General features: G+C 69.5%; 19 protein-coding genes. 6 read left to right on the forward strand and 13 right to left on the reverse strand.

Going from position 1 to position 26300, the window contains the following annotated elements; genetic code table 11:
- Nucleotides 1-33: 33 nt before the first annotated feature.
- Nucleotides 34-1698 carry a PucR family transcriptional regulator gene (locus ON31_RS12405; protein ID WP_051037141.1) on the forward strand — a complete coding sequence of 555 codons (1665 nt, stop codon included), beginning with the start codon at nucleotides 34-36 and terminating at the stop codon, nucleotides 1696-1698.
- A 77-nt stretch (nucleotides 1699-1775) separates the two neighbouring features.
- On the opposite strand, the gene ON31_RS12410 is transcribed toward ON31_RS12405, so the two are convergent.
- The 8 genes from ON31_RS12410 to ON31_RS12445 all read right to left on the reverse strand — a co-directional run bounded on the left by ON31_RS12410 (nucleotide 1776) and on the right by ON31_RS12445 (nucleotide 11758).
- Nucleotides 1776-2789: an LLM class flavin-dependent oxidoreductase gene (locus tag ON31_RS12410; protein ID WP_039813092.1), complete on the reverse strand. Its 1014-nt coding sequence runs from the start codon at nucleotides 2787-2789 to the stop codon at nucleotides 1776-1778.
- A gap of 58 nt (nucleotides 2790-2847) precedes the next feature.
- The gene (locus ON31_RS12415; RefSeq protein ID WP_039813094.1) at nucleotides 2848-3477 is read right to left on the reverse strand and encodes a TetR/AcrR family transcriptional regulator; all 630 of its coding nucleotides are present in this window, start codon (nucleotides 3475-3477) and stop codon (nucleotides 2848-2850) included.
- Between the two features lie 5 nt (nucleotides 3478-3482).
- Complete coding sequence (locus ON31_RS12420; protein ID WP_039813096.1) at nucleotides 3483-4952, reverse strand: flavin-containing monooxygenase; 1470 nt, start codon at nucleotides 4950-4952, stop codon at nucleotides 3483-3485.
- An 85-nt stretch (nucleotides 4953-5037) separates the two neighbouring features.
- Complete coding sequence (locus tag ON31_RS12425) at nucleotides 5038-6399, reverse strand: cytochrome P450 (RefSeq protein WP_081592399.1); 1362 nt, start codon at nucleotides 6397-6399, stop codon at nucleotides 5038-5040.
- Between the two features lie 100 nt (nucleotides 6400-6499).
- A complete protein-coding gene (locus ON31_RS12430) occupies nucleotides 6500-7651 on the reverse strand; it encodes a lipase family protein (protein ID WP_440589926.1) in 1152 nt (383 codons plus the stop codon).
- A gap of 184 nt (nucleotides 7652-7835) precedes the next feature.
- Entirely contained in the window at nucleotides 7836-9257 is a 1422-nt protein-coding gene (locus tag ON31_RS12435; protein WP_039813098.1) for an aspartate ammonia-lyase, read from the reverse strand.
- An 18-nt stretch (nucleotides 9258-9275) separates the two neighbouring features.
- Entirely contained in the window at nucleotides 9276-10304 is a 1029-nt protein-coding gene (locus tag ON31_RS12440; RefSeq protein ID WP_051037142.1) for an asparaginase domain-containing protein, read from the reverse strand.
- Nucleotides 10301-11758 (reverse strand): amino acid permease, encoded by a 1458-nt coding sequence (locus ON31_RS12445; protein WP_039813100.1) that lies wholly within the window; start codon nucleotides 11756-11758, stop codon nucleotides 10301-10303. Before ON31_RS12445 ends, ON31_RS12440 begins: the two co-directional genes overlap by 4 nt.
- Nucleotides 11759-11944: 186 nt before the next feature.
- Here ON31_RS12445 and ON31_RS12450 point away from each other — a divergent pair, with 186 nt between their 5' ends.
- The 3 genes from ON31_RS12450 (at nucleotide 11945) to ON31_RS12460 (ending at nucleotide 18296) form a co-directional block, all read left to right on the forward strand.
- Entirely contained in the window at nucleotides 11945-12622 is a 678-nt protein-coding gene (locus tag ON31_RS12450; protein ID WP_039813102.1) for a FadR/GntR family transcriptional regulator, read from the forward strand.
- Nucleotides 12623-12828: 206 nt separating this feature from the next.
- Complete coding sequence (locus ON31_RS12455; protein WP_051037157.1) at nucleotides 12829-16962, forward strand: Pls/PosA family non-ribosomal peptide synthetase; 4134 nt, start codon at nucleotides 12829-12831, stop codon at nucleotides 16960-16962.
- On the forward strand, nucleotides 16959-18296 hold the full coding sequence (locus ON31_RS12460; RefSeq protein ID WP_039813200.1) for a M1 family metallopeptidase: 1338 nt from the start codon (nucleotides 16959-16961) through the stop codon (nucleotides 18294-18296). Before ON31_RS12455 ends, ON31_RS12460 begins: the two co-directional genes overlap by 4 nt.
- A gap of 10 nt (nucleotides 18297-18306) precedes the next feature.
- On the opposite strand, the gene ON31_RS12465 is transcribed toward ON31_RS12460, so the two are convergent.
- The 4 genes from ON31_RS12465 to ON31_RS12480 form a co-directional block, all read right to left on the reverse strand.
- A complete protein-coding gene (locus ON31_RS12465) occupies nucleotides 18307-18750 on the reverse strand; it encodes an SRPBCC family protein (protein ID WP_039813104.1) in 444 nt (147 codons plus the stop codon).
- Nucleotides 18744-19106: an ArsR/SmtB family transcription factor gene (locus ON31_RS12470; RefSeq protein WP_039813107.1), complete on the reverse strand. Its 363-nt coding sequence runs from the start codon at nucleotides 19104-19106 to the stop codon at nucleotides 18744-18746. The genes ON31_RS12465 and ON31_RS12470 overlap by 7 nt, the downstream gene beginning before the upstream one ends.
- A complete protein-coding gene (locus ON31_RS12475) occupies nucleotides 19103-19567 on the reverse strand; it encodes an SRPBCC domain-containing protein (RefSeq protein WP_255222071.1) in 465 nt (154 codons plus the stop codon). The genes ON31_RS12470 and ON31_RS12475 overlap by 4 nt, the downstream gene beginning before the upstream one ends.
- 62 nt (nucleotides 19568-19629) lie before the next feature.
- Nucleotides 19630-20793: a glycosyltransferase 87 family protein gene (locus tag ON31_RS12480; RefSeq protein ID WP_039813205.1), complete on the reverse strand. Its 1164-nt coding sequence runs from the start codon at nucleotides 20791-20793 to the stop codon at nucleotides 19630-19632.
- A gap of 506 nt (nucleotides 20794-21299) precedes the next feature.
- Here ON31_RS12480 and ON31_RS12485 point away from each other — a divergent pair.
- Both ON31_RS12485 and ON31_RS12490 read left to right on the forward strand, forming a co-directional pair.
- On the forward strand, nucleotides 21300-21536 hold the full coding sequence (locus tag ON31_RS12485) for a hypothetical protein (protein ID WP_039813110.1): 237 nt from the start codon (nucleotides 21300-21302) through the stop codon (nucleotides 21534-21536).
- Nucleotides 21537-21750: 214 nt separating this feature from the next.
- Nucleotides 21751-22461 (forward strand): S1 family peptidase, encoded by a 711-nt coding sequence (locus ON31_RS12490; protein ID WP_039813111.1) that lies wholly within the window; start codon nucleotides 21751-21753, stop codon nucleotides 22459-22461.
- Between the two features lie 3 nt (nucleotides 22462-22464).
- On the opposite strand, the gene ON31_RS12495 is transcribed toward ON31_RS12490, so the two are convergent.
- A complete protein-coding gene (locus tag ON31_RS12495; RefSeq protein WP_039813114.1) occupies nucleotides 22465-26292 on the reverse strand; it encodes a SpoIIE family protein phosphatase in 3828 nt (1275 codons plus the stop codon).
- Nucleotides 26293-26300 lie beyond the last annotated feature (8 nt).

Below are 26300 nucleotides of genomic sequence, written 5' to 3' on the forward strand. Positions count from 1 at the left end.
CGATGACGAGGATGAGCATGCGACTATCGCTGGATGGCAGCCGTGCGTAGTTCCATTCCCCTGGCCGAGCTGCTGTCCGCGCTGACCGATGCCGTCGCCGAACTCGTGGACGCCCCCGCGGGCACCGCGGTCGGCATCGGTTCGGTCGCCTTCCTGGATACCGGCGACCTGACCGCCGAACCCCCACCCGCCCGTGCGCTGCCGCACCTGTTTCTCCAGGTCAGCGTGAGCATCGAGGACGCCGTCCGCTGGCTCGAGCTGCTCGCCGACGGCTGCCCCGTCGAGCTGCGGCCGCGCGCGGTCTTCATCAAGGACGCCGACACCCTGCCCGATGTGCGCGCCGCCGCCCGCGCCGCCGGTGTGGCACTGGTCAGCGTCAACCCGCAGGCGCGCTGGGAGATGGTGCACGCGCTGGTCAACCGCATCATTCGCGCGGGCGGCACGCCCCATTCGGCCGGTGCGCCCGGTGCGCTGACGCCCGACACCGATCTCTTCGGGCTCGCGCAGACCGTCGCGGAATCAACGGGTGGACTGGTCTCGATCGAGGACGAGCAGTCCCGGGTGCTGGCCTATTCCGCCGACAGCACCGATGACGCCGACCCGGTGCGGCGACTCTCGGTCCTCGGCAGGCAGGGACCGCCGGGCCACCTGCGCTGGTTGCAGCGCACGCACGTCTTCGAACGGCTGCACAGTTCCGGCGACGTGGTGGCGGTGCCGGCCAACGGCGAGTGGGAGACCCGGGGCCGCCTGGCCATCGGTATCCGCGCCCACGGACGTCCGGGCGATCGACCGGAGCCGCTGGGCACCATCTGGGTGCAGGAGGCCGCCGAGGCGCTGCCCGCCGACTGCGCCGACGTCCTGCGCGGGGCGGCCGCCATCGCGGCCCGGGTGCTGTGGCGGGCCCGGCACGCGCCCAGCACGGACACCCTGCTCATCCAGCGGCTCTTCGGCGAGCACGGCGGCGATGTCGACATCCCTTCCGTGGCGGCTACTTTCGGCATCGCCGCCGAGGGCAGCGGCGCGGTGGTCGGCTTCGGCTGCGCCGACCGCGCCCGCCCCGACGACGCCGCCATCCGCCGCGCCGCCGTCACCCTGCGTCTACATGCCAGCAGCTTCCGACAGGACTGCGTCACCACGGTGATCGACAGCCGCCCCTATGTGCTCTTCCCCGAACACCATTCGATCGACAGCGTCGAGTCGTGGACCCGCCAGATCATCCTGCGGCTGGAGGAGCAATCGGGCTCTTCCCTGCGCGCCGCCATCAGCGCCCCCGTCGCCGGACTCGCCGACGTCGCCCGCGCCCGCGCCGAGGTGGACCGCGTTCTCGACCGCACCGCCGCCCTCCCCCACACCGAACAGGTGACCACCCTCGCCCGCTCCCGCACCACCGTCCTACTCGGCGAAATCCTCACCCTCATAACGAATAATCCGCAACTGCGCGACCCGCGCCTGGACACCGTCATCGACTACGACACCCGCTATTCCGCCGAACTACGCGACAGCGTCGAACAGTATCTCCGCTGCCACGGCGATGTACGCACCGCGGCACGCCTGCTGCGAATCCACCCGAACACCCTGCGCTACCGCCTACGCCGAGCCGGACATATCCTCCACATGGATCTCGACGATCCGGCGGATCGACTCCTGTTGGAACTCCAACTCGCCGCCGACAGGGAGAAGCGCGGAGAGACACGATGAGGAGATCAACCGGGCGTTGGATCGCCGCACAGCCGTCCGGTCACTCCCGCGAACGCATGATCCGACGGTGACCCGTTTCAGGAAGAGGTCACCGCTGCGGGCGATTCCGCATTGGTCCGCCCGGTCAGCTCCACCGACCGGATACGATCTTCGATCTCCGTGGCGTGGTGGGCGAGGATGAGTTCGTCGGCCTGGATGTCGGTGGCGAATTCCTCCAGGTACGACTGCACCTCGGCAGGGGTGCCGACGGCGGTGTACTGGGTCATGGCCGCGAGGTGGCGGCCGTTCGGGGAGGTGAGGAAGGCGTCGATCTCGGCGTCGGTGAAGTCGTGGCCGGCGGCGCCGCGTTTGATCATCGCGCGGGTGCGGGCGCGGTAGGCGATGGTCTGCTGCTCGACCGCCGCGTCGTGGTCCTCGGCCGCGAAGACGTTCACCCCGGCCATGACGTACGGTTCGGGCTGCTGCTCGGAGGGGCGGAAGGTGTCGCGGTAGACGGTGACCGCCTGGTGCAGGGCGTCCGGGGCGAAATGGGAGGCGAAGGCGTAGGGCAGGCCCAGGTGGGCGGCCAGCTGGGCGCCGAAGAGGGAGGAGCCCAGGATGTAGAGGGGGACAATGCCTTCGGCGCGGGGAACGGCCTGGACGCCGGGAATGCGGGAGTCGCCGCTCAGGTAGCCCTGGAGTTCCAGCACGTCCTGGGGGAAGGAGTCCGCGGAGGAGTGGTCGCGGCGCAGGGCGCGCATGGTGGTCTGGTCACTGCCGGGCGCCCGGCCCAGTCCGAGATCGATGCGGCCCGGGTAGAGGGTTTCCAGGGTGCCGAACTGTTCGGCGATCACCAGCGGCGAATGGTTCGGCAGCATGATGCCACCCGCGCCGACCCGAATGGTCTCGGTCTTGGACGCCACGTGGCCGATGAGCACACTGGTCGCGCTGGAGGCGATGGACTTCATATTGTGGTGCTCGGCGTACCAGACCCGGCGATACCCGCTGCGTTCGGCGGCCCTGGCCAGGGCGACGCTGTTGTCGAAGCTGTCGCGGGCCGACTGGCCGCGCGCGATGGTCGCGAGATCGAGGATCGACAGTGCGAAGGGCATGGGAGGGTCAACGCCGCGAGGGTCCCGCGATATTTCGCCGCCCGCTGTGACCTGGCGATCAGTCCGGCGGGTGGACGCGCGGGCCGATGACGGCGAGGGCGGTGTCCACCGCCACGTCGATGACGCCGGTGACCGGCTCCCCCGCCTCGATGGTGGTGGCGATCAGCTCCCGGAAACCGCCGTAGAGGATGGTGGCCATCTGCCGGGTGGGCGGATGCAGGTCGGCGGCCTGGAATTCCGGTGAGGCGGTGAGGTTCTGGATGAGGGTGATGAAGGCTTCGGCCTCGATCTGATGCTGCCGGTGCGCGCCCTCGCCGAGTGCGGGCGACTCCCGGATCCAGACCAGGCTGATGGCCAGGTCCTCCTCGGTGGAGTCGATCCAGGCTCGCACGGCCTGCCGGATCTGCACCCGCCACGGGGCGGCGACGTCCACGGCCGCGTAGATCCGCGCGATGGTGCGCTGGTTCCACTCCTCGAGGACCGCGATGAAGCAGTCCTCCTTACCGGTGAAGTGCTCGTAGAAGGTGCGTCGCGAGGTGCGGGCGCAGCGCACCACATCGGCGACGGTGGTGTCCTTGTAGCCCCGTTCGCGCACCGACTCCACCATGCCGTCGAGGAGGCGACGCCGGAATCCGGATTCCGGCGTCGCCGCGCTGACATTCGAGGTGGCAGGCTCGGCACGGGTCACGAGGCTCAGCGTAGTTGCTTGCCGTGGATCGCCGATCGGGTGAACCGCATGGTGCCGTCCTCGATGCGGCCGTGCCGGAGGGTGAGCACGTCCTGGGCGTAGTTCATGCCGAGCCGCCAGGGCGCCCGCGATCCGGCTTTCGGGAAGCGGTCCAGCGCCCGCAGCACGTATCCGGCCTGGAAGTCGAGCAGCGGCCGGGCCGCGACGGCACCATCGGGCTCCGGAACACAGTGGTCGTAGCCGTGTGCGTCCATATGCCGGAGCACGCGGCAGACGAACTCGCCGACCAGATCCGCCTTGAGCGTCCATGACGCGTTGGTGTAGCCGATGGTGAAGGCGAAGTTCGGGAATCCGGCGAGCATCATGCCCTTGTAGGCCATGGTGTCCGCGAGCGCGGCGGGTCGCCCGTCGATCTCGAAATCGATCCCGCCGAGGGCGAGCAGGTCCAGCCCGGTGGCGGTCACCACGATATCGGCCTCCAGCTCGGTACCCGATGCCAGCCGCAACCCGCGCTCGGTGAAGCGTTCGATGCGGTCGGTGACCACCTGCGCGGTCCCGGATCGGATGGCGCGGAACAGGTCCGCGTCGGGCACCAGGCACAGCCGCTGGTCCCAGGGCCCGTAGCTCGGGTTGAAGTGGATGTCCACGGCGTAGTCCGCGGGCAGTTGCGCGACATTCTGTTTGCGGATGAACCCGCGCATCAGATCCGGCCGCCGCCGGCTCAACTGGTAGATGAGCGTGCCGACGGCCACGTTCTTCCACCGCGTGACGGTGTAGGCGGGGCGCGGCCCGAGCAGCGAGCGCAACCGGTTGGCCAGGGCGTCCTCGGTGGGCACGGACATGATGTAGGTCGGCGAGCGTTGCAGCATGGTGACCCGCGCGGCCGTTTTCGCCAGCGCCGGAACGAGTGTCACGGCGGTGGCGCCGCTGCCGATCACCACCACCCGCCGGCCGGTGCAGTCCAGATCCTCGGGCCAGTGCTGCGGATGTACGGTGCGCCCGCGGAATTCGTCCATGCCCTCGAATTCCGGGGTGTAGCCGCGGTCGTAACGGTAGTAGCCGCCGCACACGTACAGGAACCCGCAGGTGAGGGTCACCATGGTCCCGTCGTGTTCGGCGCACACCGTCCACCGCGCCTCGTCGCTGCACCACGAGGCACCGATTACCCTGTGCCCGTAGCGGATTCGCCGGTCGATCCCCGCCTCGGCCGCCGTATCGCGCACGTACCGCAGGATGGACGGGCCGTCGGCGATGGCGGCGGCCTCGGTCCACGGCCGGAACCGATACCCGAGGGTGTGCATATCCGAATCCGAGCGCACGCCGGGGTACCGGAACAGATCCCAGGTGCCACCGATCGCGTCGCGCGCCTCCAGAACGGTGTAGCTCCGGTTCGGGAACGCGTCCTGAATGTGATGCGCCGCACCGATTCCCGACAGTCCGGCACCGACGATGAGGACATCGACGTGTTCGCTCATACGCTGTCCCCCCGGCGTCCCCGCGCCCGCAGCCGCCGCTCCGGCACGGCGATGACGTCATCGGAGGTGGCCATCGATCGCGCACTCATGCGGTGACCTCGGAGTTCGGTGCCGGTTCGGGCAGTTCCACCACACGTTCGCGCTCCGGTCGCACGCGCCTGCGCACCACGGCGCGGCCCTTCTTCGCGGGCACCAGTGCCACGCCACGGAAGTGCGGGCGTTCGTCGGGAGCGGCGGTGGTCTCGAGGGTGAAGTCGCGCAACAGCGTGCGCAGCACGATATTCAGCTCCAGGCTGGCGAAGGACGCGCCGATGCAGCGTCGCGCTCCGCCGCCGAAGGGAATCCAGGTCCAGGTATTGGGCCGCACGCCGAGGAACCGGTCCGGGTCGAAGGTGCGGGCGTTGGGGAACAGTTCCTCGTTGTCGTGCACCAGGCGGATATTGACCAGTACCTTCTGACCGCGCGGCAGTGTCCAGCGCCCGAGCTGGAACGATTCCGCGCGGATCTGGCGCGGCGTCGCGTCGATCACCGGCCGTACCCGCTGCACCTCCACCAGGGTGGCCTCGCGCAGTTCCGAACCACCCGCGTCGGCCTCCTCGACCAGCCGTCGCAGGATGTCCGGATGCCGCCGCAGCCGCTCGACCGTCCACGCCAGGGTGGTGGCGGTGGTCTCGTGCCCCGCGGTGAGCAGGGTCAGCAGTTCGTCGGCGATATCGCGGCGGCTCATGGCCGAGCCGTCGTCGTAGCGGGTCTGCACCAGCATGGCGAGTACGTCGTTGCGGTCCGACAGCTCGGGGTCGCGGGTGGCGCGGTCGATGAGCCGGCCGACGATATCGTCGTAGGCGCGCCGGTGCGCGGCGAAGCGGGCCCACGGGCCGTAGTTCCCCAGGAAGCCGCGCGGTATCGGCAACGCCGCCAGCGCCGAGCCGACCAGCACCAATTTCGGTAGCAGGGAACGCAATTCGTCGAATTCGGAGCCCTCCGCCCCGAAGACAGCACGTAGGATCACATTCAGCGTGATCCGCATCATCGAATCCATGGTGGCGAATTCGACCCCTTCGGGCCAGTTCGCCATCTCGCGGACGGCCTCGTCCTCGATGAGCTGCTCGTAGACGGCAAGACGCCGCCCGTGGAAGGGCGGCGTCAGGAGTTTGCGCTGTTTCCGGTGTTCCTCGCCCTCGAGCGAGAAGAGCGAGCCCGGCCCGAGCACCTGGCCGAGATTGACGTCGACGGTGTCCACCTGATCCGTGCTCGCGGTGAACAGTGCCTTCACCTCCGCCGGATCCGACAGCACCACCGTCGATCCGAAGCGTGGCATCTGGACCGTGAAAGCCGAACCGTATCGCCGATGCCAGCGCCGCCAGGCGCGCGTGCGGCCGCCGAGTATCTGTATCCCGTGGACGAATCCGGGCGTGGACGGCCCGGAAGGCAGTGTCGGAGTGGACATACGCCACCTCTCCCCGTGGTACTCCCATGTACCACTCGCACGGTACGCTTACGTACCAGTTGTGGCAAGGGTCACTCCGGGGAGCGGCGGGCGAGCGAGATCAGCAGGTGGTCGGCACCGGGTCGCCGCGGAATCGGGCCTCCACGTAATCCCACGCCTCCGGGAATCCGGCGACGGCGGTGGTCAGGTGCTCGGCGATGTCGTACGGGCGGAACACCAGCGGCACCCCGGCCGCGCAGTACCGCTCGGCGACCTCGGCCACCGGAACGAAATGCGTCATGGTGTCGAAGCGCCCCTGCCAGAAGAAGGTCGGCACGGTGGGAATCCCGTCGTGGTAGCGCAGGCTGTTCTCGCGCAGCACCGCATGCGCCTCGGGGCTGTTCATCATGTCCTTGGACGCGGCGAGCTGTTCGGCATTGCGGGAGACGCCATGGAAGAGCAGGAAGCGACGGCAGGCATCCTTGGTGAAATCCCGGAACCACAGGCCGTTCTCATTGAGCTGGTCCGACACCGGCAGGCGCTTCGGGTATTCGCGCTCCAGTCCCATGGCGGCCGCGAAGGCCAGGCCGAATCCGGGATGCGGGTCGAATCCGAGGGCGAGGGCCATCTCCCGCAGATCGGCCGGAATCCCGCCCGCGACGACCGCGGCCAGTTGCAGATCCGGAGCGTAGGTGGGTTGCAGTGCGCCCGCCCATGCCGTGGCCATCCCGCCGCCGGAGTATCCGGCCAGCACCACCGGCACCGAACCGAGGCCGAGTTCGGTGGCCTGGCGGACGGCCTTGACGCTGTCGAGGGTCACCATGCCGCCGAGCTTCGCCGCGCCGTAGGCGACATGCGGCCCCAGGTAGTCGGGTAGGGAGATGGCCCAGCCACGCCCGATCGGCAGCATCGCGCCCACCGCGTCCTGGAGTTCACCGTTGAACAGCGACCGCGACGGATTGCACTGCGCGCCCAGGGAATTGATCAGGGCCTGATAGGAGACCAGCGGCGGGTTCGCCACTCCGCGCGGCAGCAGGACCGTGGTGACGCCCATGATGGGGTCGCCACCGGAGTTGGTGGAACGGAAGGCCACCTGCCACATGTCGGTACCGACGTAGGGCCCGGAGTCGATGCGCCGGAGCCGCACCACGTCACCGGGCTGCTTATCGGCCAGGTCGTCGGGGGCGTGGTAGAAGGGGTCCGGGTCGGGCGTCGGGTACAGCGGCGAGGCACCGGAGGGCGAGGCCAACGCGCCGATCGACAGGACAGTCATCACCAAGATCATCAGCTTGGTCGCGGCTCTGATCACGGGCGAAAACTACTTCCAATTGGGCGTTTTGCCCAAATCGCCGGGCGAATTTTCGTCGAGAATACAAAAGACCGAGGTCAGCACTATCGGATATCACAGCACCCGAGGCCCGTTCGGGGACCGGCGAATCCGGTCCCCGGCATCCTCGCTACGCCGAGGAGGGTTCGACCGGCGCCGCCAGCCCCGCCAACCGGTGCGGCGCGAGCAGTTCGGCCACGGCCTCCGGGGACAGCAGGCCGAGTTCGGTCGCGATATCGCCAACATACCGCCCGGTCACCAATGCCTGCTTGGCGATGGCGGCGCTGGCGGCGTAGCCGATACGGGGTGCCAGCGCGGTGACGATGCCGACCGAGCGGCGCACCCCGGCCTCCAGATGGTCGCGATTGGCGGTGATTCCGGGAACGCACCTGGTGGCCAACGCGTCCGCCGCCGCGATGAGGTGGGTGGTCGTCTTCAGCAGGCTGTAGGCGATGATCGGCTCGAAGGCGTTGAGCTGCAACTGCCCGGCCTCGGCGGCCATGGTGACGGTCAGGTCGTTGCCGATGGCCTCGAAGGCGATCTGATTGACCAACTCGGGAATGACCGGATTCACCTTGCCCGGCATGATCGACGACCCGGCCTGCCGGGCGGGCAGCCGGATCTCCCCGAAACCGGTGGCCGGCCCGGAGGACATCAACCGCAGGTCGTTGCAGGTCTTGGACAGCTTCACCGCGACCCGCTTCAGAATTCCGGACACCTGCACGAACGCCCCCGCGTCCTGGGTGGCCTCGATGAGGTTCTCCGCGGGGGTCACCGTCTCCCCGGTGATCTCACTGAGGTGCGCGCAGGCCAGCGCGGAGTAGCGCGGGTGGCCGTTGATCCCGGTCCCGATGGCGGTGCCGCCGAGATTGCTCTCGCACAGCAGCGCCCGGCCCTCGTCGAGCCGCTGGCAGTCCTCGCGCACCATGACCGCGAAGGTGGCGAACTCCTGTCCGAGGGTCATGGGGACGGCGTCCTGGAGCTGGGTGCGGCCCATCTTGATGACGTCGGCGAATTCCACCGATTTGGCGTCGAAGGCGTCGGCGAGCCCGGCCAGCGCCGCCGAGAGTTTCCGAATGTGCTGCACCACGGCCAGATTCACCGCGGTCGGGTAGACGTCGTTGGTGGACTGCCCGAGGTTCACATGGTCCAGCGGGTCGAGTTCGGCGTAGTGGCCGCGCTCGAAACCGAGGATCTCCAACGCCCGATTGGCGATGACCTCGTTGGCGTTCATATTCGTGGAGGTGCCCGCACCGCCCTGGATGGGGTCGATGGGGAACTGGTCGTGCAGCCGACCGTCGCGGATCTCCGCGCAGGCCCGGTCGATGGCGTCGGCGCGGCGCGCGTCGAGCACGCCCAACTCCCGATTCGCCCGGCAGGCGGCCTGTTTGACCGCTGCGAGGGAGCCGATGAGCGCCGGATAGTTGCCGATGGCGTCGCCGGTGACGGTGAAGTTCTCCAGGGCGCGCGCGGTGTGCACGCCCCAGTAGGCGTCCCGCGGCACCGACAGGGAGCCGAGGGAGTCGCTGTCGATACGGGTGTCGTCGGTCATGGTTCGCTCCAGATCCTCTCAGTGCGCGACATAGGCGTGGTGCAAGCTCGAATCGCACGCCGCCGGAGGCGGATTCGAGAGTTCGCCGAGCAGATTGGTCTCCATGGCGTGCCGCAGCCGCGCACCGCAGAACCCGCTGTCCACCAGATGGGTCAATTTGGCCAGTGCGGCCTCCCGGGTCATGTCGCCCCCGCTGATCACGCCCGCGTCCAGCAGTACGCGTCCGGGCTGATAGCGAGCGAGATCCACACCCCCGCTGTCGCATTGGGTGATGACCACGACCGGCGTTCCGCGCAGGATGGCGCGGCGCAGCGAATCCATCATCTCCGTACCGTGCAGCGGCGCGGTGCCGGAGCCGTAGCACTCCAGCACCAGGCCGCCGCGATAGTGATCGACGGCGGCGTCGAGCAGGGCGGCGTGCAGGCCGGGAAATACCGTCAGCAGGCCGACCGGCCCCCGCGCTTCCCGCGGTCGCGACGCCTCGGGCAGGACGGCGGGTACCGGGGGCGGTGTCAGCGCCCGAATGGTGGTGAAGCCCTCGTAGTCCTCGACGGCGCGCTTGGAGGCCCGCACCGCCGGGTGCAGGCCCGCGCCGAAGGCCAGGTAGGTGCCCGGATCGGTGCGCGCCACAATCGATTTCAGCGCCAGGCGCAGATTGTCGCGGGCATCGCTGCCGGGCTGTCCGAGCGGGATCTGCGCACCGGTCAACAGGATCGGGATCGCGCAGCCGCGCAGTTCGAACGCGATCCGCGCTCCGACGTAGGCCATGGTGTCGGTGCCGTGGATGACGATGACGCCCTTGGGCCGTCCCGAGGCGATCCCGGCGCGCACGCGTTCGGCGATGCGGCGGCCGGTGCCGGCGTCGGCCTGCGCGCTGTCGATGACCGGGTCGAGTTCGCTGTACCGGTAGCCCACCGACAGTCCCGCCGCGGCTTCGAATTCGGCGACGATCTCGGCGATGTCGGCCCCGATGCCCGCCCGGGGGCGCATACCCGCCCCCTGGTCGACCATGCCGAAGGTGCCGCCGGTGTAGAGGATGTCGATCACGGCCGCTCCACCGGTGCCAGCACGTCGTGGTCGAGCCGATCGCGCACCCGGTACCAGCCGACCACCATGGCGACGGCCACGGCCAGGAAGGCGACCACTGTGATCCGCCCGATCTCTTCGTCGAAGATCATGAGCACCACCACTCCCACCAGGAAGGCCAGCGTCGCGATATTGAGGACGGGGGCCAGTGGCAGGCGGAAGTCGGGCCGGGTGTAGTCGCCGCGTTCGGCGCGGCGCACGAAGATCCAGTGACAGATCATGATCGACGCCCAGGTGCCGACGATGCCGAGCCCGGCCAGGTTCAGCACGATCTCGAACGCCTTGTGCGGCATCACGAGGTTGAGCACCACCCCGGCGATCCCCACCGCGCTGGTGATGAGGATGCCGCCGTAGGGCACCCCCTGCCGGTTCATGCGCGCGGCGAAACTCGGTGCGGTACCGGCCACGGCCATGGAGCGCAGGGTGCGTCCGGTCGCGTAGAGGCCCGCGTTCAGGCTGGACATGGCGGCGGTGAGCACCACCAGGTTCATGACGTCTCCGGCGTGCGGGATGCCGACCTTGCTCATGACCGTGACGAACGGGCTCTCGCTGGCCGAGTAGGCCGTCCACGGCAGCAGCAGCGTGAACAGGATGACCGATCCGGCGTAGAACAGGATGATCCGCCACATGATGGAGTTCACCGCGCGCGGCACCACGCCCCGCGGATCATCGGATTCGCCCGCCGCGACGCCGATCATCTCGGTACCGCCGAAGGCGAACACCACGCCCAGGGCGATGGTGAGCATGGGGGCCAGCCCCTGCGGGAAGAGTCCGCCGTTGTCGGTGATGGTGGCGATGCCCGGCACGTTGCCGTCGATCGGGGTGCCGGTGACGATGAGCCCGACCGACACCAGCATGAATATGACGATGGTGCCGACCTTGATCAGCGCGAACCAGAATTCCATCTCGCCGAACAGGCGCACCGACACCACATTCAGCGCGACCACCACGGCCAGGGCGATGAGCGCCAGCACCCACTGCGGAATCGAGGTGAACATGGACCAGAAGTGGGCGTAGAGCGCCACGGCGGTGATATCGGCGACCAGGGTGGTCGACCAGTTCAGGAAGTACAGCCAGCCCACGGTGTAGGCCCCGCGTTCGCCCATGAATTCGCGAGCGTAGGAGACGAAGGCTCCGGAGGAGGGCCGGTACATGACCAGTTCGCCGAGTGCGCGCACCACCATGAAGGTGAACAGGCCGCACACGATGTAGACGATGGCCAGAGACGGTCCGGCCAGGGCCATCCGGCCGCTGGCGCCGAGGAACAGGCCGGTGCCGATGGAGCCGCCGATGGCGATCATCTGCATATGCCGCTTGCGCAGCTGTTTCTGATAGCCGACATCGCCGATATCGAGCGTGGGCGCGGTCGTGGGCGCGGGCGCGGTGGCCGTGCGTGCCGACGGTTCGTCGTGCATGGAAACCTTCCTCGGGCGGACCCAGCCTGTGCGGCGACCGGCGAGCGGAACATGCCAAGCTGTCAGGCTGTAAGACAGGCTGACAGTAATGGCGGTCACATCGCGCTGTCAATGTCGGCTGTCCAGGTCGGCGACACTCGCCGTTCACGTTTTGACCCTCCCCGGCCCGGTACCCATACTGATCGCGTGACGGTCGAAGAAGGACAGGTGCAGCGCATCGGCGCTACCGAAGCGGTCTTTCGACGGCTCAAGAGCCTCATCCAGGGTGACGAGTACGCCGTCGGCGACCGGCTGCCCGGAGAACTCGCCCTCGCCAAGGAGTTCGGGGTGAGCCGCCCGGTGGTGCGCGAGGCACTGCACGCGTGCGCGACCCTGGGCCTGACCGAAACCCATACGGGGCGCGGCACATTCGTCATCTCCAAGAAGGAGAATCCGCGCCTGACCTTCGCGGGCGTCGACGCCGAGGACCTGATCGAGGCGCGACGGCTGGTGGAGATCCCCACCGCCGGGTACGCCGCGCAGCGCCGCACCGAGGAACAGCTGCGCCACCTGTTCGACATCCTCGACCATCTGGCGAACGCCACCGACGACCGCGAATGGGTGCGCTACGACGGTGAACTGCATACCGCCATCGCCGCCGCCAGCGGGAACACCATGCTCACCACCTTCGTGGCCGACACCCGCAGCGCCCTGGACCTGCAATCGGAATTCCTCAACCTCACCCAGGACCGCCGCACCGACTCCGATCGCGAACACGAGGCCATCGTCCGCGCCATCGAGGCCCGCTCCGCCGACGCCGCCCGCGCCGCCATGACCGAGCACCTGGAACGGGTGGCCGACACCATCGCCCGCATCGGCGACTGATCGATAACCGGCGGTCTTCCGCCCGATTACCCACGCGCATCGTGCCGCGGCACACACCCCGCCCCCGGTTTCGGTGAACGCCCGGCGACCGGCATGCCGGGTAGTCTGGACATTTGGTCACCGCAGAGTTCGCTCATTGGTAACCCAAGTGTGAAACAACGAATGCCGAAACGTTGGGGAGTGCTGTGAGAGGTGGTCAGGGCGTGATGCCGCAGCCGGATACGGATACCGCGGTGGGTGTGAACCCGATGCTGCGGGCCACGCTCGCACCGCCGGCTCGCACCCTGGTCGACATCCTGGCCGCCACCGCCCTGGCCCACCCCGACGCCCCCGCCGTCGACGACGGCGAGGCGGTGCTCAGCTACGCCGAACTGCTGGGCGAGGTCGACGCCACCGTGGCGCGACTGGCGGCGGCGGGCGTGCGCGCCGGTGATCGCGTCGGCGTACGCATGCCCTCGGGCACCCGCGACCTCTACGTCACCATCCTCGCCGTCCTGTACGCCGGCGCCGCCTACGTCCCGGTCGACGCCGACGATCCGGACGAGCGGGCCCGCCTGGTCTTCGGCGAGGCCCGGGTCAGCGCGATCGTCACCGCCGCCGGAATCGAAAGCACCGGCACGGCAGCGGATTCGCCTGCGGCCGCACCGCCCACGGCCACCACTCACCCGGCAGCACCGGCACGGCCCGAAGGTTCGGCCACCACGGGTCCGGCCGCCGTGGCCGCAGGGGCGACAGCGACCGCGTCGGCGAGCACGAGCACGACAAGCACGATGGCCACCCACTCGGCGAGTTCGGCCGGGGTGGGCAGCGCCTCGACCCGAGCTGCGGAGGCAACCGGTGTGGGCGACGTCCGCCCGGCGAGCTCGGTCGCGGCACCCCTGCCCGAGGACGACGCCTGGATCATCTTCACCTCGGGGTCCACGGGAACGCCGAAGGGTGTCGCGGTGACGCATCGCAACGCGGCCGCGTTCGTGGACGCCGAGGCGCGGATGTTCCTGCGGGACGCGCCGATCGGGCCGGGTGATCGGGTGCTGGCCGGACTGTCGGTCGCCTTCGACGCCTCGTGCGAGGAGATGTGGCTGGCGTGGCGGCACGGTGCGTGCCTGGTGCCCGCACCGCGCGCGCTGGTGCGCACCGGCGCGGATCTGGGGCCGTGGCTGGTGCGCCGCGAGATCAGCATCGTGTCCACCGTCCCGACGCTGGCGGCCACCTGGCCCGCGGAGGCGCTGGATTCGGTGCGGCTGCTCATCTTCGGCGGCGAGGCGGTGCCGCCGGAGCTGGCGGAACGGCTGGCCGGGAACGGGTCCGGGGAGCGCGATACGACCCGCGAGGTGTGGAACACCTACGGCCCCACCGAGGCCACCGTGGTGGCCTGCGGCGCCCTGCTCGACGGTTCCTTCCCGGTGCGCATCGGCCTGCCGCTGGACGGCTGGGATCTGACCGTCGTGGACGGGGCCGGAAATCCGGTGGGCGAGGGCGAATCCGGGGAGCTCGTCATCGGCGGCGTCGGGCTGGCGCGCTATCTGGATCCGGCCAAGGACGCGGAGAAGTACGCGCCGCTCCCCTCGCTCGGCTGGGAACGCGCCTACCGCAGTGGCGATCTGGTGCGCAACGACCGCGCGGGCCTGGTCTTCCTGGGGCGCGCGGACGATCAGATCAAACTCGGCGGCCGCCGGATCGAACTGGGTGAGATCGACAATGCCCTACAGCACCTGCCCGGGGTGACGGGCGCGGCCGCCGCCATCCGTACCACCAAGGCGGGCAACAAGATCCTGGTCGGCTACTTGACCGGACCGACCGCCGACTACGATATGGCAGCCGCCAGAGCCCAACTGACCGAGCGGCTTCCGGCCCCGCTGGTCCCCCGCCTGGCCGTGGTCGCCGATATGCCCACCCGCACCTCCGGCAAGGTGGACCGGGACGCACTGCCCTGGCCGCTGCCCAAGGCCACCGCCGATCCGGCCGATTCGGGGCTGTCCGCGACCGAGCGATGGGTGGCCGGTCTCTGGGACTCCATTCTCGGAGCCGAGGTCAGCGACCACACCTCCGACTTCTTCGATCTGGGCGGCGGCTCACTGGCCGCCGCACAACTGGTGGCCGCCCTGCGCGAACGCCACCCGCGCGTCACCGTCGCCGACCTCTACGACCATCCCCGCCTGGGCGCGCTGGCCGCCTTCCTCGACGACAGCGCCCCCGCCGACGCGGTGCGGGAGCGGGTCGTGCACCCGGTGCCGCTGCCCGCCCAGCTGTTCCAGGTGCTGGCCACCGTTCCGCTCACCACGCTCACCGGCCTGCAGTGGCTCACCTGGCTGGGCATCGTCGGCAATATCGCCGCCTGGTCCGGCTCGCTGCCGTGGCTGCCGCACCTGTCGTGGTGGTGGGCCCTGGTCGCCTTCCTGCTGTTCATCTCCCCGCCCGGCCGCATGCTGCTGTGCGTGGCCGGTTCCCGGCTGCTGCTGCGCGGCGTGGCGCCGGGCAGTTATCCGCGCGGTGGCGGCGTCCATCTGCGGCTGTGGACCGCGGTGCGGCTGTCCGAGGCCAGCGGTGCGGAGAACCTGTCCGGCGCACCGTGGATGGTGCCGTTCGCGCGCGCCCTCGGTGCGAAGATCGGCAAGGGCGTCGACCTGCACACCCTGCCGCCGGTGACCGGCATGCTGGAACTCGGCGACGGATGCAGCGTCGAACCCGAGGTGGATCTGTCCGGCTACTGGATCGACGGCGATGTGGTGCATATCGGCCCGATCGTCATCGGGCCGGGTGCGGTGGTGGGCGCGCGCTCGATCCTGTTGCCGGGAAGCAGGATCGGCAAGCGGGCCGAGATCGCGCCGGGTTCGGCGGTGTCGGGCAAGGTGAAGGCCGAACAGGAGTGGGCGGGCTCCCCCGCGGTGAAGGTCGGCAAGGCGCGGCACCGCTGGCCCGACCACGCCCCCGCCCGCGCCGCGCACTGGGTGGCGATCTTCGGCATCACCTCCATGGTGCTGGCGGCGGTGCCGATCCTCGGGCTGGCCACGGGCGGCGCGTTCATCGCCTGGTGCATTCGCGACACCCCCACCCTGACCGCCGGGCTCGGCCGCGCTGTCGCCGTGCTGCCGGTCGCCACCCTGCTGAGTCTGGGCGTGTACGCGGCGGTGACCATCCTCGCGGTCCGCCTGTTCGGCATCGGGCTGCGGGAGGGCTACCACCCGGTGCGCAGCCGGATCGGCTGGCAGGCGTGGGCCACCGAACGCCTGCTGGACTCCGCCCGCACCTTCCTGTTCCCGCTCTACGCCAGCCTGCTGACCCCGATCTGGCTGCGCCTGCTCGGCGCCAAGGTCGGCAAACGGGTGGAGGCGTCCACGGTGCTGCTGCTGCCCAAGTTCACCACCGTCGCCGACGGCGCGTTCCTGGCCGACGACACCATGATCGCCAGTTACGAACTCGGCGGCGGCTGGCTGCGCATCGGCGAGGCCAAGGTCGGCAAGCGCGCCTTCCTCGGCAATTCCGGGATGACCGCGCCCGGCCGGCGGGTGCCCAAGAACGGCCTGGTCGCGGTGCTCTCGGCCGCACCCTCCAAGGCCAAGGCGGGGTCGTCGTGGCTGGGCAGTCCGCCGGTGCGGTTGCGCCGGGCCGCCGAGAACGCCGATACCGCACGCACTTTCGATCCCCCGCCGCGCCTGCGCCTGGCCCGCGCGGTGGTGGAGTCCTGCCGCCTGATCCCGGTGCTGGTGACCTTCGCCATCGGTCTCGGCGTGCTGTTCACCCTGGCGTGGCTCGCCCGCACCCTGGGCCATCTGCCCGCCGCGCTGCTGAGCGGACTGGTGCTGATGGCGGCGGGCGCGGTCGCCGGAGTCGCCTCCGTGGTGGCGAAATGGCTGCTGGTGGGGCGGATTCGGGCCGAGGAGCATCCGCTGTGGAGTTCGTTCGTGTGGCGCAACGAGGTCGCCGACACCTTCGTCGAACATGTCGCCGCGCCCTGGTTCGCCCGCGCGGCGACCGGTACGCCCGTACTCAATCTCTGGTTGCGCGGACTCGGCGCGACCATCGGGCGCGGGGTATGGTGCGAGTCCTATTGGCTCCCGGAGGCGGATCTGGTGACACTCGGTGACGGCGCGACGGTGGAACGGGGCTGCGTGGTGCAGACCCACCTGTTCCACGACCGCATCATGGCCATGGACACCGTGACCCTGCACGCCGGAGCGACTCTCGGCCCGCACTGCGTGGCCCTGCCCGCCGCCGTCATCGGCGCGGGCGCGACCATCGGCCCGGCCTCGCTGGTCATGCGCGGCGACAGCGTGCCGCCGTCCACCCGGTGGTGGGGCAATCCGATCGCGCCGTGGCCGGGTGCGGAAGCGGCGCGATGATCCGCGACAAGTTCTACGAGGATCCGATCGACGACTACCTGCCGCAGAACGGCAATCGTGGTTACCGGGTGTCGCGCTACGAACTGGAACTGGTCTACAAGGTCGCCAGCAACCGGCTGGCGGGGCGCGCGGCCATCACCGCCGTCACCACCGGGGTGCGGGATCGGTTCGCGCTGGACCTGTCCCAGGCGCTGAGTGTGTCCAAGGTGTTCGTCAACGGCTCGAAGGCGGCGAAGTACAGTCACCAGCGCGGCAAGCTGACGATCACACCACAGCAGAAGATTCCCTCCGGCGGTGCGCTGCACCTGGTGGTCCAGTACGCGGGGGTGCCGAAACCGGTGCGCGGTCCGTGGGGAGAGGTCGGCTGGGAGGAACTGTCGGAGGGTTCGCTGGTCGCCAGCCAACCCAATGGCGCGGCGTCTTGGTTTCCGTGTGACGATCACCCGAGTTCCAAAGCCAGCTACCAGATTTCGATCACGACGGATTCGCCGTACTACGCCCTGGCCAACGGCACCCTGGTGCGCAAGCTGACCAAGGCCAGCCAGACCACCTGGGTGTACGAACAACCCGAACCCATGTCCAGCTATCTGGCCACCATTCAGATCGGGCACTACCGCAAACAGCGCATCGACGCCCCGCACGGATCCGTGCCCATGCAGGCGGTGCTGCCATCGCGCCTGCGCGCGGATTTCGACCACGATTTCGCGCGTCAGCCCCGCATGATGGAGGTGTTCACCGAGAAGTTCGGGCCGTACCCGTTCGCGGGCTACACCGTCGTCGTCACCGATGACGAACTGGAGATTCCCATCGAGGCCCAGGGCATCTCGGTATTCGGGGCCAACCATTGCGATGGGCGGCGTGGCTCCGAGCGCCTCGTCGCCCACGAACTGGCCCACCAATGGTTCGGCAACAGCCTCACCATTCGCCGGTGGCGCGATATCTGGCTGCACGAGGGATTCGCCTGTTACGCCGAATGGATCTGGTCCGAGGCCGCCGACGGCCCCACGGCCGATCAGCTCGCCCGCGCCGCCCGCCACAATCTGGCCCGCGAACCGCAAGACATTCGCGTCGGCGATCCCGGTCCCACCCGCATGTTCGACGATCGCGTCTACAAACGCGGTGCGCTCACCCTGCACGCCCTGCGCCTCGAACTGGGTGAGCGCGCCTTCTTCGACCTGTTGCGCGAGTGGACCTCCCGCTACCGGCACGCCTCGGTCACCACCGACGAATTCACCGATCTGGCAGGGCATTACAGCACGCTGCCGCTGCGCCCGCTCTGGGAGAGCTGGCTCCACGACGAGCCGCTCCCCCAACTGCCGCCGCACGGAGGTTGAACGGTACCGCTCAGTTCCAGTCGTCGATCTTGACGTCGTGCGGATCCGGTGCGCCCTTGCCGGTTTCGACCAGCGACTTCAAACTGAGCAGGAAGACCGCCCACTTGGTGCTGCAGTGGTGCATGAACTCCACCGACTCCTTCCAGCCCTCGTGGGCGAACAGCACGATGGTATAGTCCCCGGCCGGTTTCAGATTCCAGCGCACATGGGTGCCGACCCATTCCTCCGGCCCCTCGACGACCTCCCACAGCACGTGGCGGTCCGGGTCCAGATCGCGCACCCGCATATCGAAACCGCCGGCCCCGAACCGGAATTGGAGCAGGCCGCCGATCTCGTCACCGTCTCCGGTGGTGTCGGTGGTCCACCATCCGGCCAAGCCCTCGGTGGTGGTGAGGGCGGTGTACACCTCGGCTTCCGGTGCGCGGATGCCGACCCGATGCAGGATGTCTACCATTTCTTCGCGTCCTTCGTCTGCTGGATTGCTTCGGCGTGCTGGATTGTTTCGGCGATACGTTTGATGCGCCGGAGCCGGGCATCCCAGGCCGCTCCGACCGAGGACAGCTGCGCCACCGCGCGGGCCAGCCGTTCCTCGTCCACCCGGTATCGACGCTCCCGCCCGGCGGCGCTGGCGTGCACCAAGCCGACGCGGTCGAGAACGCCGAGATGTTTGGCGACGGCCTGCCGGGTCACCGGCAGTTCCTCGCTGAGTCCGGTGGCCGTGCCCTCGCCCGCGGCCAGCAGCAGATCGAGCATGCGCCGCCGGGTGGGATCGCCGATGGCCGACCACAGTTCGTCGTCGATGACGGTCACGGCGCGGACACCAAGCCGGTGACGTACTCCCCGAGTCGGGGGAGGTAGTAGTCCCAACCGGTGACGTGTTCGCCGTACTCCTGCGCCAATTTCGCTTCCGCCCAGCCCATTTCCCGGAATCCGGTCTCGGTGAGCCGGATCAGGGTGCCGGAGCCCGACGGCACGAGTTCGAAGGTGACCAGCAGCGAATCCGCGATCTCGTCGGCGGTGCCGTCCGGATAGGACCAGCGGAAGGCGAACAGGCGCGGCGGGTCGGCCCGAACGACCGTCATGGCCTCGACATGTTCCCGATTCCCCCAGGCGAGTTCGCCGACCGCGCCCGGGGTCGCCTCGAATTCCGCCTCGTCGCTCCACCACTGGGCCATATGCCGCGGATCGCTGACCACCTCGTACACCACCTCGAGTGTGGCGTCGACGTGTATCTCACGTTCGATGCTGCCGTATTCCACAACCACCTCCATGTGCAACCATTAGTTGCACATCACTCTAGAGGTGGACGGCGAATTGCGCAACCGTTGGTTGCCTATTGGGTCGCGCCCGGCACCGAGCGAACCCGCCACACCGTCGTCGCCGCCGCGATCAGCAGGACGACGTAGGCGATCACGTACCCGTTCATGAGCAGCGGGGCGACCGGCCACGACGGCGGAAACAGGAACAGCCCCACCGTTACCCAGGTGTCGTTCCAGTGGTACGCCCAGGCCGCGGTCCACAGCCACAGCACCGCCGCCGCGACCCACCAGCGAGCATCCCGCTCGGCGCGGTGGGCACAGTAGACGAACAGTGGAACGAACCAGACCCAGTGGTGACTCCACGAGAACGGCGATACCGCGCTCGCGGTCGCTCCCGCGAGAGTGACCGCGAGCAGGCGTTCACCGCCGCGGTCCAGCGCCGCCACGACGGTGAGGGCCACGGCGACAACGCCCGTCGCGAGCAGCAACCACAGCCACGTGGGCACGGCACCGTCGGCCAGATGGGCGAGTGTGCCCCGAATCGACTGATTGGCCGGATGTCCGTCGGGCGCGATGCGATCCGAGCGCAGAAAGGTCGAGCCCCAGTACTGCCGGGAGTCGCCGGGCAGCACGATCCAGGCCAGCACGACGGTGGCGGCGAAGGCCGCCGCGGCGGTCATGGCCGAACGCCATTGGCGCAGCGCGAGAAAGTAGAGAATGAAGAAGCCGGGCACGAGTTTGATACCGGCGGCCAGCCCGACACCGAGACCGCGGAGTCGGGCGTGCTCCGGCCGCGACACGCCCCACAGCACGAGCAGCATGAGAATCAGATTGATCTGCCCGTAGTACAGCGTGGTGCGGACGGGTTCGAGGAAGACACAGATGGTCGCCACCAGTGCACTGAGGCCGACCAGCCGGGGACCGATCCGGTAGCCGAGAATGCGCCAGCACATCAGCACACAGCCGAGGAGTGTGATCAGATTGAGCACCAGCCAGGTATCGGTCACATAGGCCCAGGGCACCGCCACGACCGGCAGGAACACCAGGGTCGAGAACGGCGTGTAGGTGTACAGCAACCCGTACAGCGTGGTCTCGGTGTAGAGCGGCTGCCCCCGCAGGATGCGCAGCGCGCCATCGCGATAGATGTGCGCGTCCAGACCGCCGACCAGGATCCCGACCCTGTCCAACCAGGGGTCGACGGTGGTGAACAGCAGCGATACCGCAACCACCGCGCTCACCGAGAGCAGGAGAAGCGTTCGGCCGGAGTGCGGCACCTCCGGCGATCGCACATTGTCCACGGGTGGTTAGGTTACCTAAGCAGATGATCTCGGACATGCCCCGAAAACCGCGGGGCATCCGACCGGTCGCGTGCCGGATGAGCGAATTCTCGGAAACCTATGACCGTGCGTGCCGGAAACCTCTGACATTCCGTGCCATCGGGCGTGCAATGCCGTGCCCGGGGCGGCGGCCCCATTACCGTATCGACGGGCATTCCGATCACGAGGCGCGGCAGGCGGACTCCCGGCCGATCTGCCGCTACCTTCCAGCAGCCTCGTGCTCGGAGTGTTTGGGGGTTGCTCGCCCAAAGCGGCCCCCGGCCCCGTCCCGTTGTGAGGCCGACGCGGTACACGAATACGCCGACACCGGCGGGCGGCAGTGCTCCCGTGACTCCCTGCCCCCGCCGGTGCGGTCGCGTGTACGGCCGAGGCCGGGCAACAGGACTCCCCCGCAAGCGTGGAGGACGATGACGGAGGTGATCACGGCGAACACCGACGCACAACGGCTGCTGGCGGAAATCCTGACCCGCTACGGCAGCATGCAAGCCTTCTTCGACCAACTGCAACGCGAACTCGACGGGCCCACCGAGGAACTCCCCCGCGTGACGGAGCCCGTCACCTCCCCGTGGGCCGACCCCTCCGAATGGCCCATCCGCCCCGTGCACACCGGCGGCGGTGGCCGACACGCCCGCAAGGACGGCTGAGCACCCACCGATCCCGGCACCGCCGCGTCCGCCAGGACGTACTGCCCTGTCGGTGCGGTGTATGCCGAACCGGAATATCTCACTTCGGGTCGACGTGCGGTCAAGACCGCGTAACGACGAGACGTTTTCGATCTTGATCTGCGCGCCCGGGCATAGGCTCGCACGGGTTACCTCGCAGTCGTCGGATCGGAAGGGAGTGGGCGTGGTTCACACAGTGGGTACAACCGTCAAAGTCGCGACCGGAACGGTCATGACCATGCTGGCGCTGGCCGGGCCGGGTGCCGGGGCGGCACACGCCGACGGCGGGCCGGTGGTCGGCGGCGGCTCGGGTATCGCCCTGCAGACCGGCAATCCGCGCATGGTCGCGCTGTGCACCATGACGGCGGTGGGCTACGACCGCGAGAACCGTCTCGTCGGCATCACCGCCGGACATTGCGCCGAGGACGCGGGGGTGGCGGTCTGGGCGGAGGCCGATCCGCATGCCGGGCCGATCGGCTTCGCCGCGGTCAAGGATGTCGACCACGACTGGGCGGTCATCGAACTCGACCCCGCCCGCGTCACGCCGGTCCGCCAGGTCGGCCCCTCCGTGGTCGCGACGGTCGGCGCTCCCGCCCAGGCGATGGAGACGGTGTGCAAGAACGGCCGCACCACCGGGTTCACCTGCGGGGTGGTGTGGGATGCCTACCCCGACGAATTCCTCAGCCAGGTCTGTGCGAACCACGGCGACTCGGGCGGACCGGTGCTGCGCGGCGACCAGCTGGTGGGCATGATCAACGCCGGTGTCGGCCTGCCGGGCTCCTCCGAAATGCCCTGCACCGGGCCCGGAAACCCGTTCCACGATCCGGACGTCTCCAACCAGATCACCGCGGTGCTGGCCGAGATCGACCGACTCGGGGTGGTGGGCGCCGGATTCCGCCCGCTGTAGCGATCACGCCCCGCAGTTCTCGAACCGCAGGGTCACCCGGGTCCCGTTCGGGGTGCGCACGGTGTCGATCTCATCGGCCAACCCGTTCATGAGGGTGAACCCGCGGCCGCGCTCACTGTCGATCTGCGTGGTGGGGGCCGGAATCCACCGGCCCGCATCGCTGATCGTGGCGACCAACGACTTCCCGTGCCGGAATGCCTCGAGTGTCACGGTGGCACGGGGATCGAACCCGCCGCCGTGCTCGATGGCATTGGCCAGCGCCTCGCCGACCGCCAGCAGGATGTCGTACTCGCGATCCGGGGCCACGTCGTGCGCGGTCAGCCAACGCCGCAAGCGATCTCGAATACCGGGCACCTGCGCCGGCGCGGCGGGCAGCACGGCGGCGAAGCTGCGCGCCGTGGCGTGCACCGGACGCACCGCCAGCAGCACCACGTCGTCGGTGTATCCGTGCGGTGGCGCCAGGCGCCGCAGCAGTTCCGAGCAGATCTCGGCGACCGGGAGGTCGGCGCATTCGGCGAGGGCCGCGCGCAAACGCGCGAAACCCTGGTCGAGGTTCTCCCCGGGCCGCTCGATCACGCCGTCGGTGTACAGCAGGATGACACTGCCGGGTGCGATATCCGCGCGACCGGTGCCGCCACGCTCCGGCGGCGGCACCGCTACCGGCGTCCGGCGGCCACCGGTCAGGAATCCGGCCGCACCGTCCGGGCCGAGTACCAACGGATAGGGATGTCCGGCGCAGGTGTACTCCAGTGTCCGCGCGCGGCTGTCGACGACCGCGTAGGTGACGGTCGCGCAGCGGCTGCCGGGCACCACGGCCGCGTAGCGGTCCATCAACTCCAGCACCGTGGTCGGATCGGCCGCCGTGATCGCGCCCGCCGCCACCCCGGCACGCAGTTTGCTCATGACCACCGCGGCGGGCAGGCCGTGCCCGACCACATCGCCCACCGAGATGCCGAGCCGATCGGAGCCGTGGAACGGCACCACCAGGTACCAGTCCCCGCCGACGCGCATGGCCTCACCCGCCGGCTGGTACACCGCCGCCACCGCGGCCGCGGTCGAACGCCGATCCAGATCCAACAGCTGATCCTGGAATTCGACGGCGATCCGATGCTCGCGCTGCATGATCCGCACCCGGCTCAACGCGGTCTGGGTGACGGTGGCGGTGCGGGCCAGCACATCCAGGTCCTCGGCGGTGAAGGTGCGCGATTCGGCCCACAGCAGCGCGACCGCGCCGACCACGCGATCCGCGCCGTCGCGCAGCGGGTAGGCGACACTGGACCGGTGGTCGGCCACACCCCCGATCACGTCGGTGCCGTCGCCCGAGTGGGCGTCACCGACCACGACCAGCCGTCCGGTGCGGATGACCTCGACGATGGGCAGCGGCGAGTCCAGTGCCAGCACCTGCTGCCTCGCCCGCACCGGAGTATCCGCGTTGTTGATGTATTCGGTTCGCACACAATCCGTTTCGGCGTCGAGCAGGGCGATGGCCGCACCCCGCGCGCCCGCACCGGACAGTGATTCCAGCAGCGCGGCCAGGACGGCCGTGACGGTGTCGGCGGTGCGCAGCACGGTATCGAGTTCGGTCACCGCCGCCATGGCGCGCGCCAGCGCGTCACCGCGCAGCCGTCCGGCCCGCTCCCGCGCCGCGGCGGCCAGCCGCGCCGCGACCCGGTCGACCAACTCCTGCGAGGTGAACGGTTTCGCCACGTAGTCGTCCGCGCCACCGGCGAAACCCTCCCGCGCGGCCTCCCGGCCCGCGCGGGCGGAGAGCAGCAGCACCGGCGTCGACGCCAACTCCGGTTCGGCGCGAACCGCGGCCAACAGTTCGAAGCCGTCCAGCCCCGGCATCATGACATCGGCGACGACCGCGTCCGGGCGATGCTCGCGGACCGCGCGCAGGGCCGATTCGCCGTCGCCCACGACCATGGTGTCCCATCGGACCGACAGCACGCGATCCAGGTGGTTTCGCATATCGGCGTTGTCGTCGGCGATGAGCACCAGTTCCCGGCGGCCGCCACGCGGTCGCGGCTCGGCCGGGAGACTGAGCCACTGCCCGGCCTCGGTGACATAGGGGTTGTTCGCCAGGCTGGGCAGCATGCCGGATTCGACGGTCCGCGTCGCGTCCGAGCGCGGCAGCCGGATGATCACCGCGGTACCGCGACCCGGTGTGCTCTCCACCGCCACCGTGCCGTGCTGCAATTCCACCAGGCCGCGCACCAGCGACAGCCCGATCCCGCTGCCCTCGACGCTGCGCCCACGTGCGTTGTCGGCCCGATAGAACCGATCGAAGAGCCGGTCCAGGTCGTTCGGGTCGATGCCGATACCGGTGTCGCGCACCGTGATTCGACACAGGTCCGGTTCCTCGGCGCGGACCTCGACCCGGATGGAGCCGTCGAAGGTGAACTTCACCGCGTTCGACAGCAGGTTCAGAACGACGGTCTCCCACATATCCGGGTCGATATCGGCCGCCACGGTGTCGCAGTCCAGCTCGAGAGTCAGCCCGGCGCGCTGGCACAGCTCCGCGAAAGAGGCGGCGATATGGGCGGTCAGCACGCCCACGTCCAGGCAGCGCGGCCGGGCGGTGGCGCGCCCGGCCTCGATGCGGGAGAAGTCGAGCAGCGAATCCACCAGTCGTAGGAGCCGACCCGCATTGCGGCGGGCGGTGTGCAGCCGGTCGCCCAGGACCGCGTCCGCGGCGTCGGCCTCGGCCAGCGCATCGTCGAGCGGGCCGAGCAGCAGGGTAAGCGGGGTGCGGAACTCGTGGCTGACATTGGTGAGGAAAGCCGTTTTGGCCCGGTCGATCTCGGCGAGTGCGTCGGCGCGGCGGCACTGCTGCTCATAGGACACCGCCGCGGCCAGCGCGGAGGCCAGCTGGTCGGCGAGCAGGCGGCAGAACCCGCGATACTGCTCGTCGAGCGGCCGACGCGGGCTGATGCCGACGACCAGCGCCCCGATGATCGCACCCTCCCCCAGCGGCAGCACCAGGGCCCGTTCCGGAGCACCGTCCGGAAACGCCTCCGCCAGGCCGGGAACGACGGCGGCCAGATCGGCGATCTCCCGGCTGTCGGCCCGGGTGGGCCGCGCGGGCGCCCCGGGGGCCAGGTCCGACAGCGACGGCGGCAGCAGCGGTGACACCGCCGCGCTCGCCCCGTGCAGGGTCAGATCGCGACCGTCGGCGTCTTCCGCGTACACCGCGATGAAGGGCAGATCGGCGGCCTGCTGAGCGCACACCGTCACCGCCGCGCGCACCGCGTCGCGCACCGTGCGCGATTCCATGACCGCCGCGTTGACGGCATTGAGGGCATGCAGTCGTCGTTCGCCGAGCACGCGCTCGGTCGTCTCGGTGACGGCGCAGAATACCCCGCACACCGTGCCCGTGGCGGCGACGAGCGGGCTGTAGCTGAAGGTGAAATACCGTTCCTGCGGACGCCCCTCGGTCAGCAGCGGCAGCATCAGATCGTCCGACCAGGTGGCGGCCCCGGTGTCGACCACGCTGGTCAGCATGGGGCCGATCGACTCCCAGATATCCCACCACACCTCGCGTCCGGCTCGCCCCAGGGCGGCCGGGTGCCGATCACCCAGGATCGGCAGGTAGGCGTCGTTGTAGACCAGGAACAGCTCCCGCGCGTCCAGCCACAGCAGAATGGGGAACCGCGACGTCAGCGCCACGGCCACACTGGTGCGCAGCTCGGCGGGCCAGTCCGCGGGCACGCCGAGCGGGTGTGCGGCCCAATCGAACTCGGCGAACCGCCGCCCCATCTCACCACCCAGCGCGATCGCGGCGCGCAGGTCGGGCGGGATCGCGGGGCCGGACGGCGGGGGTGCGGTCATGGGTGCCT

The organism is Nocardia otitidiscaviarum NBRC 14405 (assembly GCF_000308635.1).
Classification (GTDB): Bacteria; Actinomycetota; Actinomycetes; order Mycobacteriales; family Mycobacteriaceae; genus Nocardia; species Nocardia otitidiscaviarum.

Bases quoted from the DNA above. Each gene is read 5' to 3' on its own strand.
- ON31_RS12430 (WP_440589926.1), bottom strand. From the start codon at position 7,651: ATGACTGTCCTGTCGATCGGCGCGTTGGCCTCGCCCTCCGGTGCCTCG.
- ON31_RS12495 (WP_039813114.1), bottom strand. From the start codon at position 26,292: ATGACCGCACCCCCGCCGTCCGGCCCCGCGATCCCGCCCGACCTGCGC.
- ON31_RS12425 (WP_081592399.1), bottom strand. From the start codon at position 6,399: ATGTCCACTCCGACACTGCCTTCCGGGCCGTCCACGCCCGGATTCGTC.
- ON31_RS12405 (WP_051037141.1), top strand. From the start codon at position 34: ATGGCAGCCGTGCGTAGTTCCATTCCCCTGGCCGAGCTGCTGTCCGCG.
- ON31_RS12435 (WP_039813098.1), bottom strand. From the start codon at position 9,257: ATGACCGACGACACCCGTATCGACAGCGACTCCCTCGGCTCCCTGTCG.
- ON31_RS12445 (WP_039813100.1), bottom strand. From the start codon at position 11,758: ATGCACGACGAACCGTCGGCACGCACGGCCACCGCGCCCGCGCCCACG.
- ON31_RS12420 (WP_039813096.1), bottom strand. From the start codon at position 4,952: ATGAGCGAACACGTCGATGTCCTCATCGTCGGTGCCGGACTGTCGGGA.
- ON31_RS12475 (WP_255222071.1), bottom strand. From the start codon at position 19,567: ATGGAGGTGGTTGTGGAATACGGCAGCATCGAACGTGAGATACACGTC.
- ON31_RS12410 (WP_039813092.1), bottom strand. From the start codon at position 2,789: ATGCCCTTCGCACTGTCGATCCTCGATCTCGCGACCATCGCGCGCGGC.
- ON31_RS12460 (WP_039813200.1), top strand. From the start codon at position 16,959: ATGATCCGCGACAAGTTCTACGAGGATCCGATCGACGACTACCTGCCG.
- ON31_RS12455 (WP_051037157.1), top strand. From the start codon at position 12,829: ATGCCGCAGCCGGATACGGATACCGCGGTGGGTGTGAACCCGATGCTG.
- ON31_RS12465 (WP_039813104.1), bottom strand. From the start codon at position 18,750: ATGGTAGACATCCTGCATCGGGTCGGCATCCGCGCACCGGAAGCCGAG.
- ON31_RS12485 (WP_039813110.1), top strand. From the start codon at position 21,300: ATGACGGAGGTGATCACGGCGAACACCGACGCACAACGGCTGCTGGCG.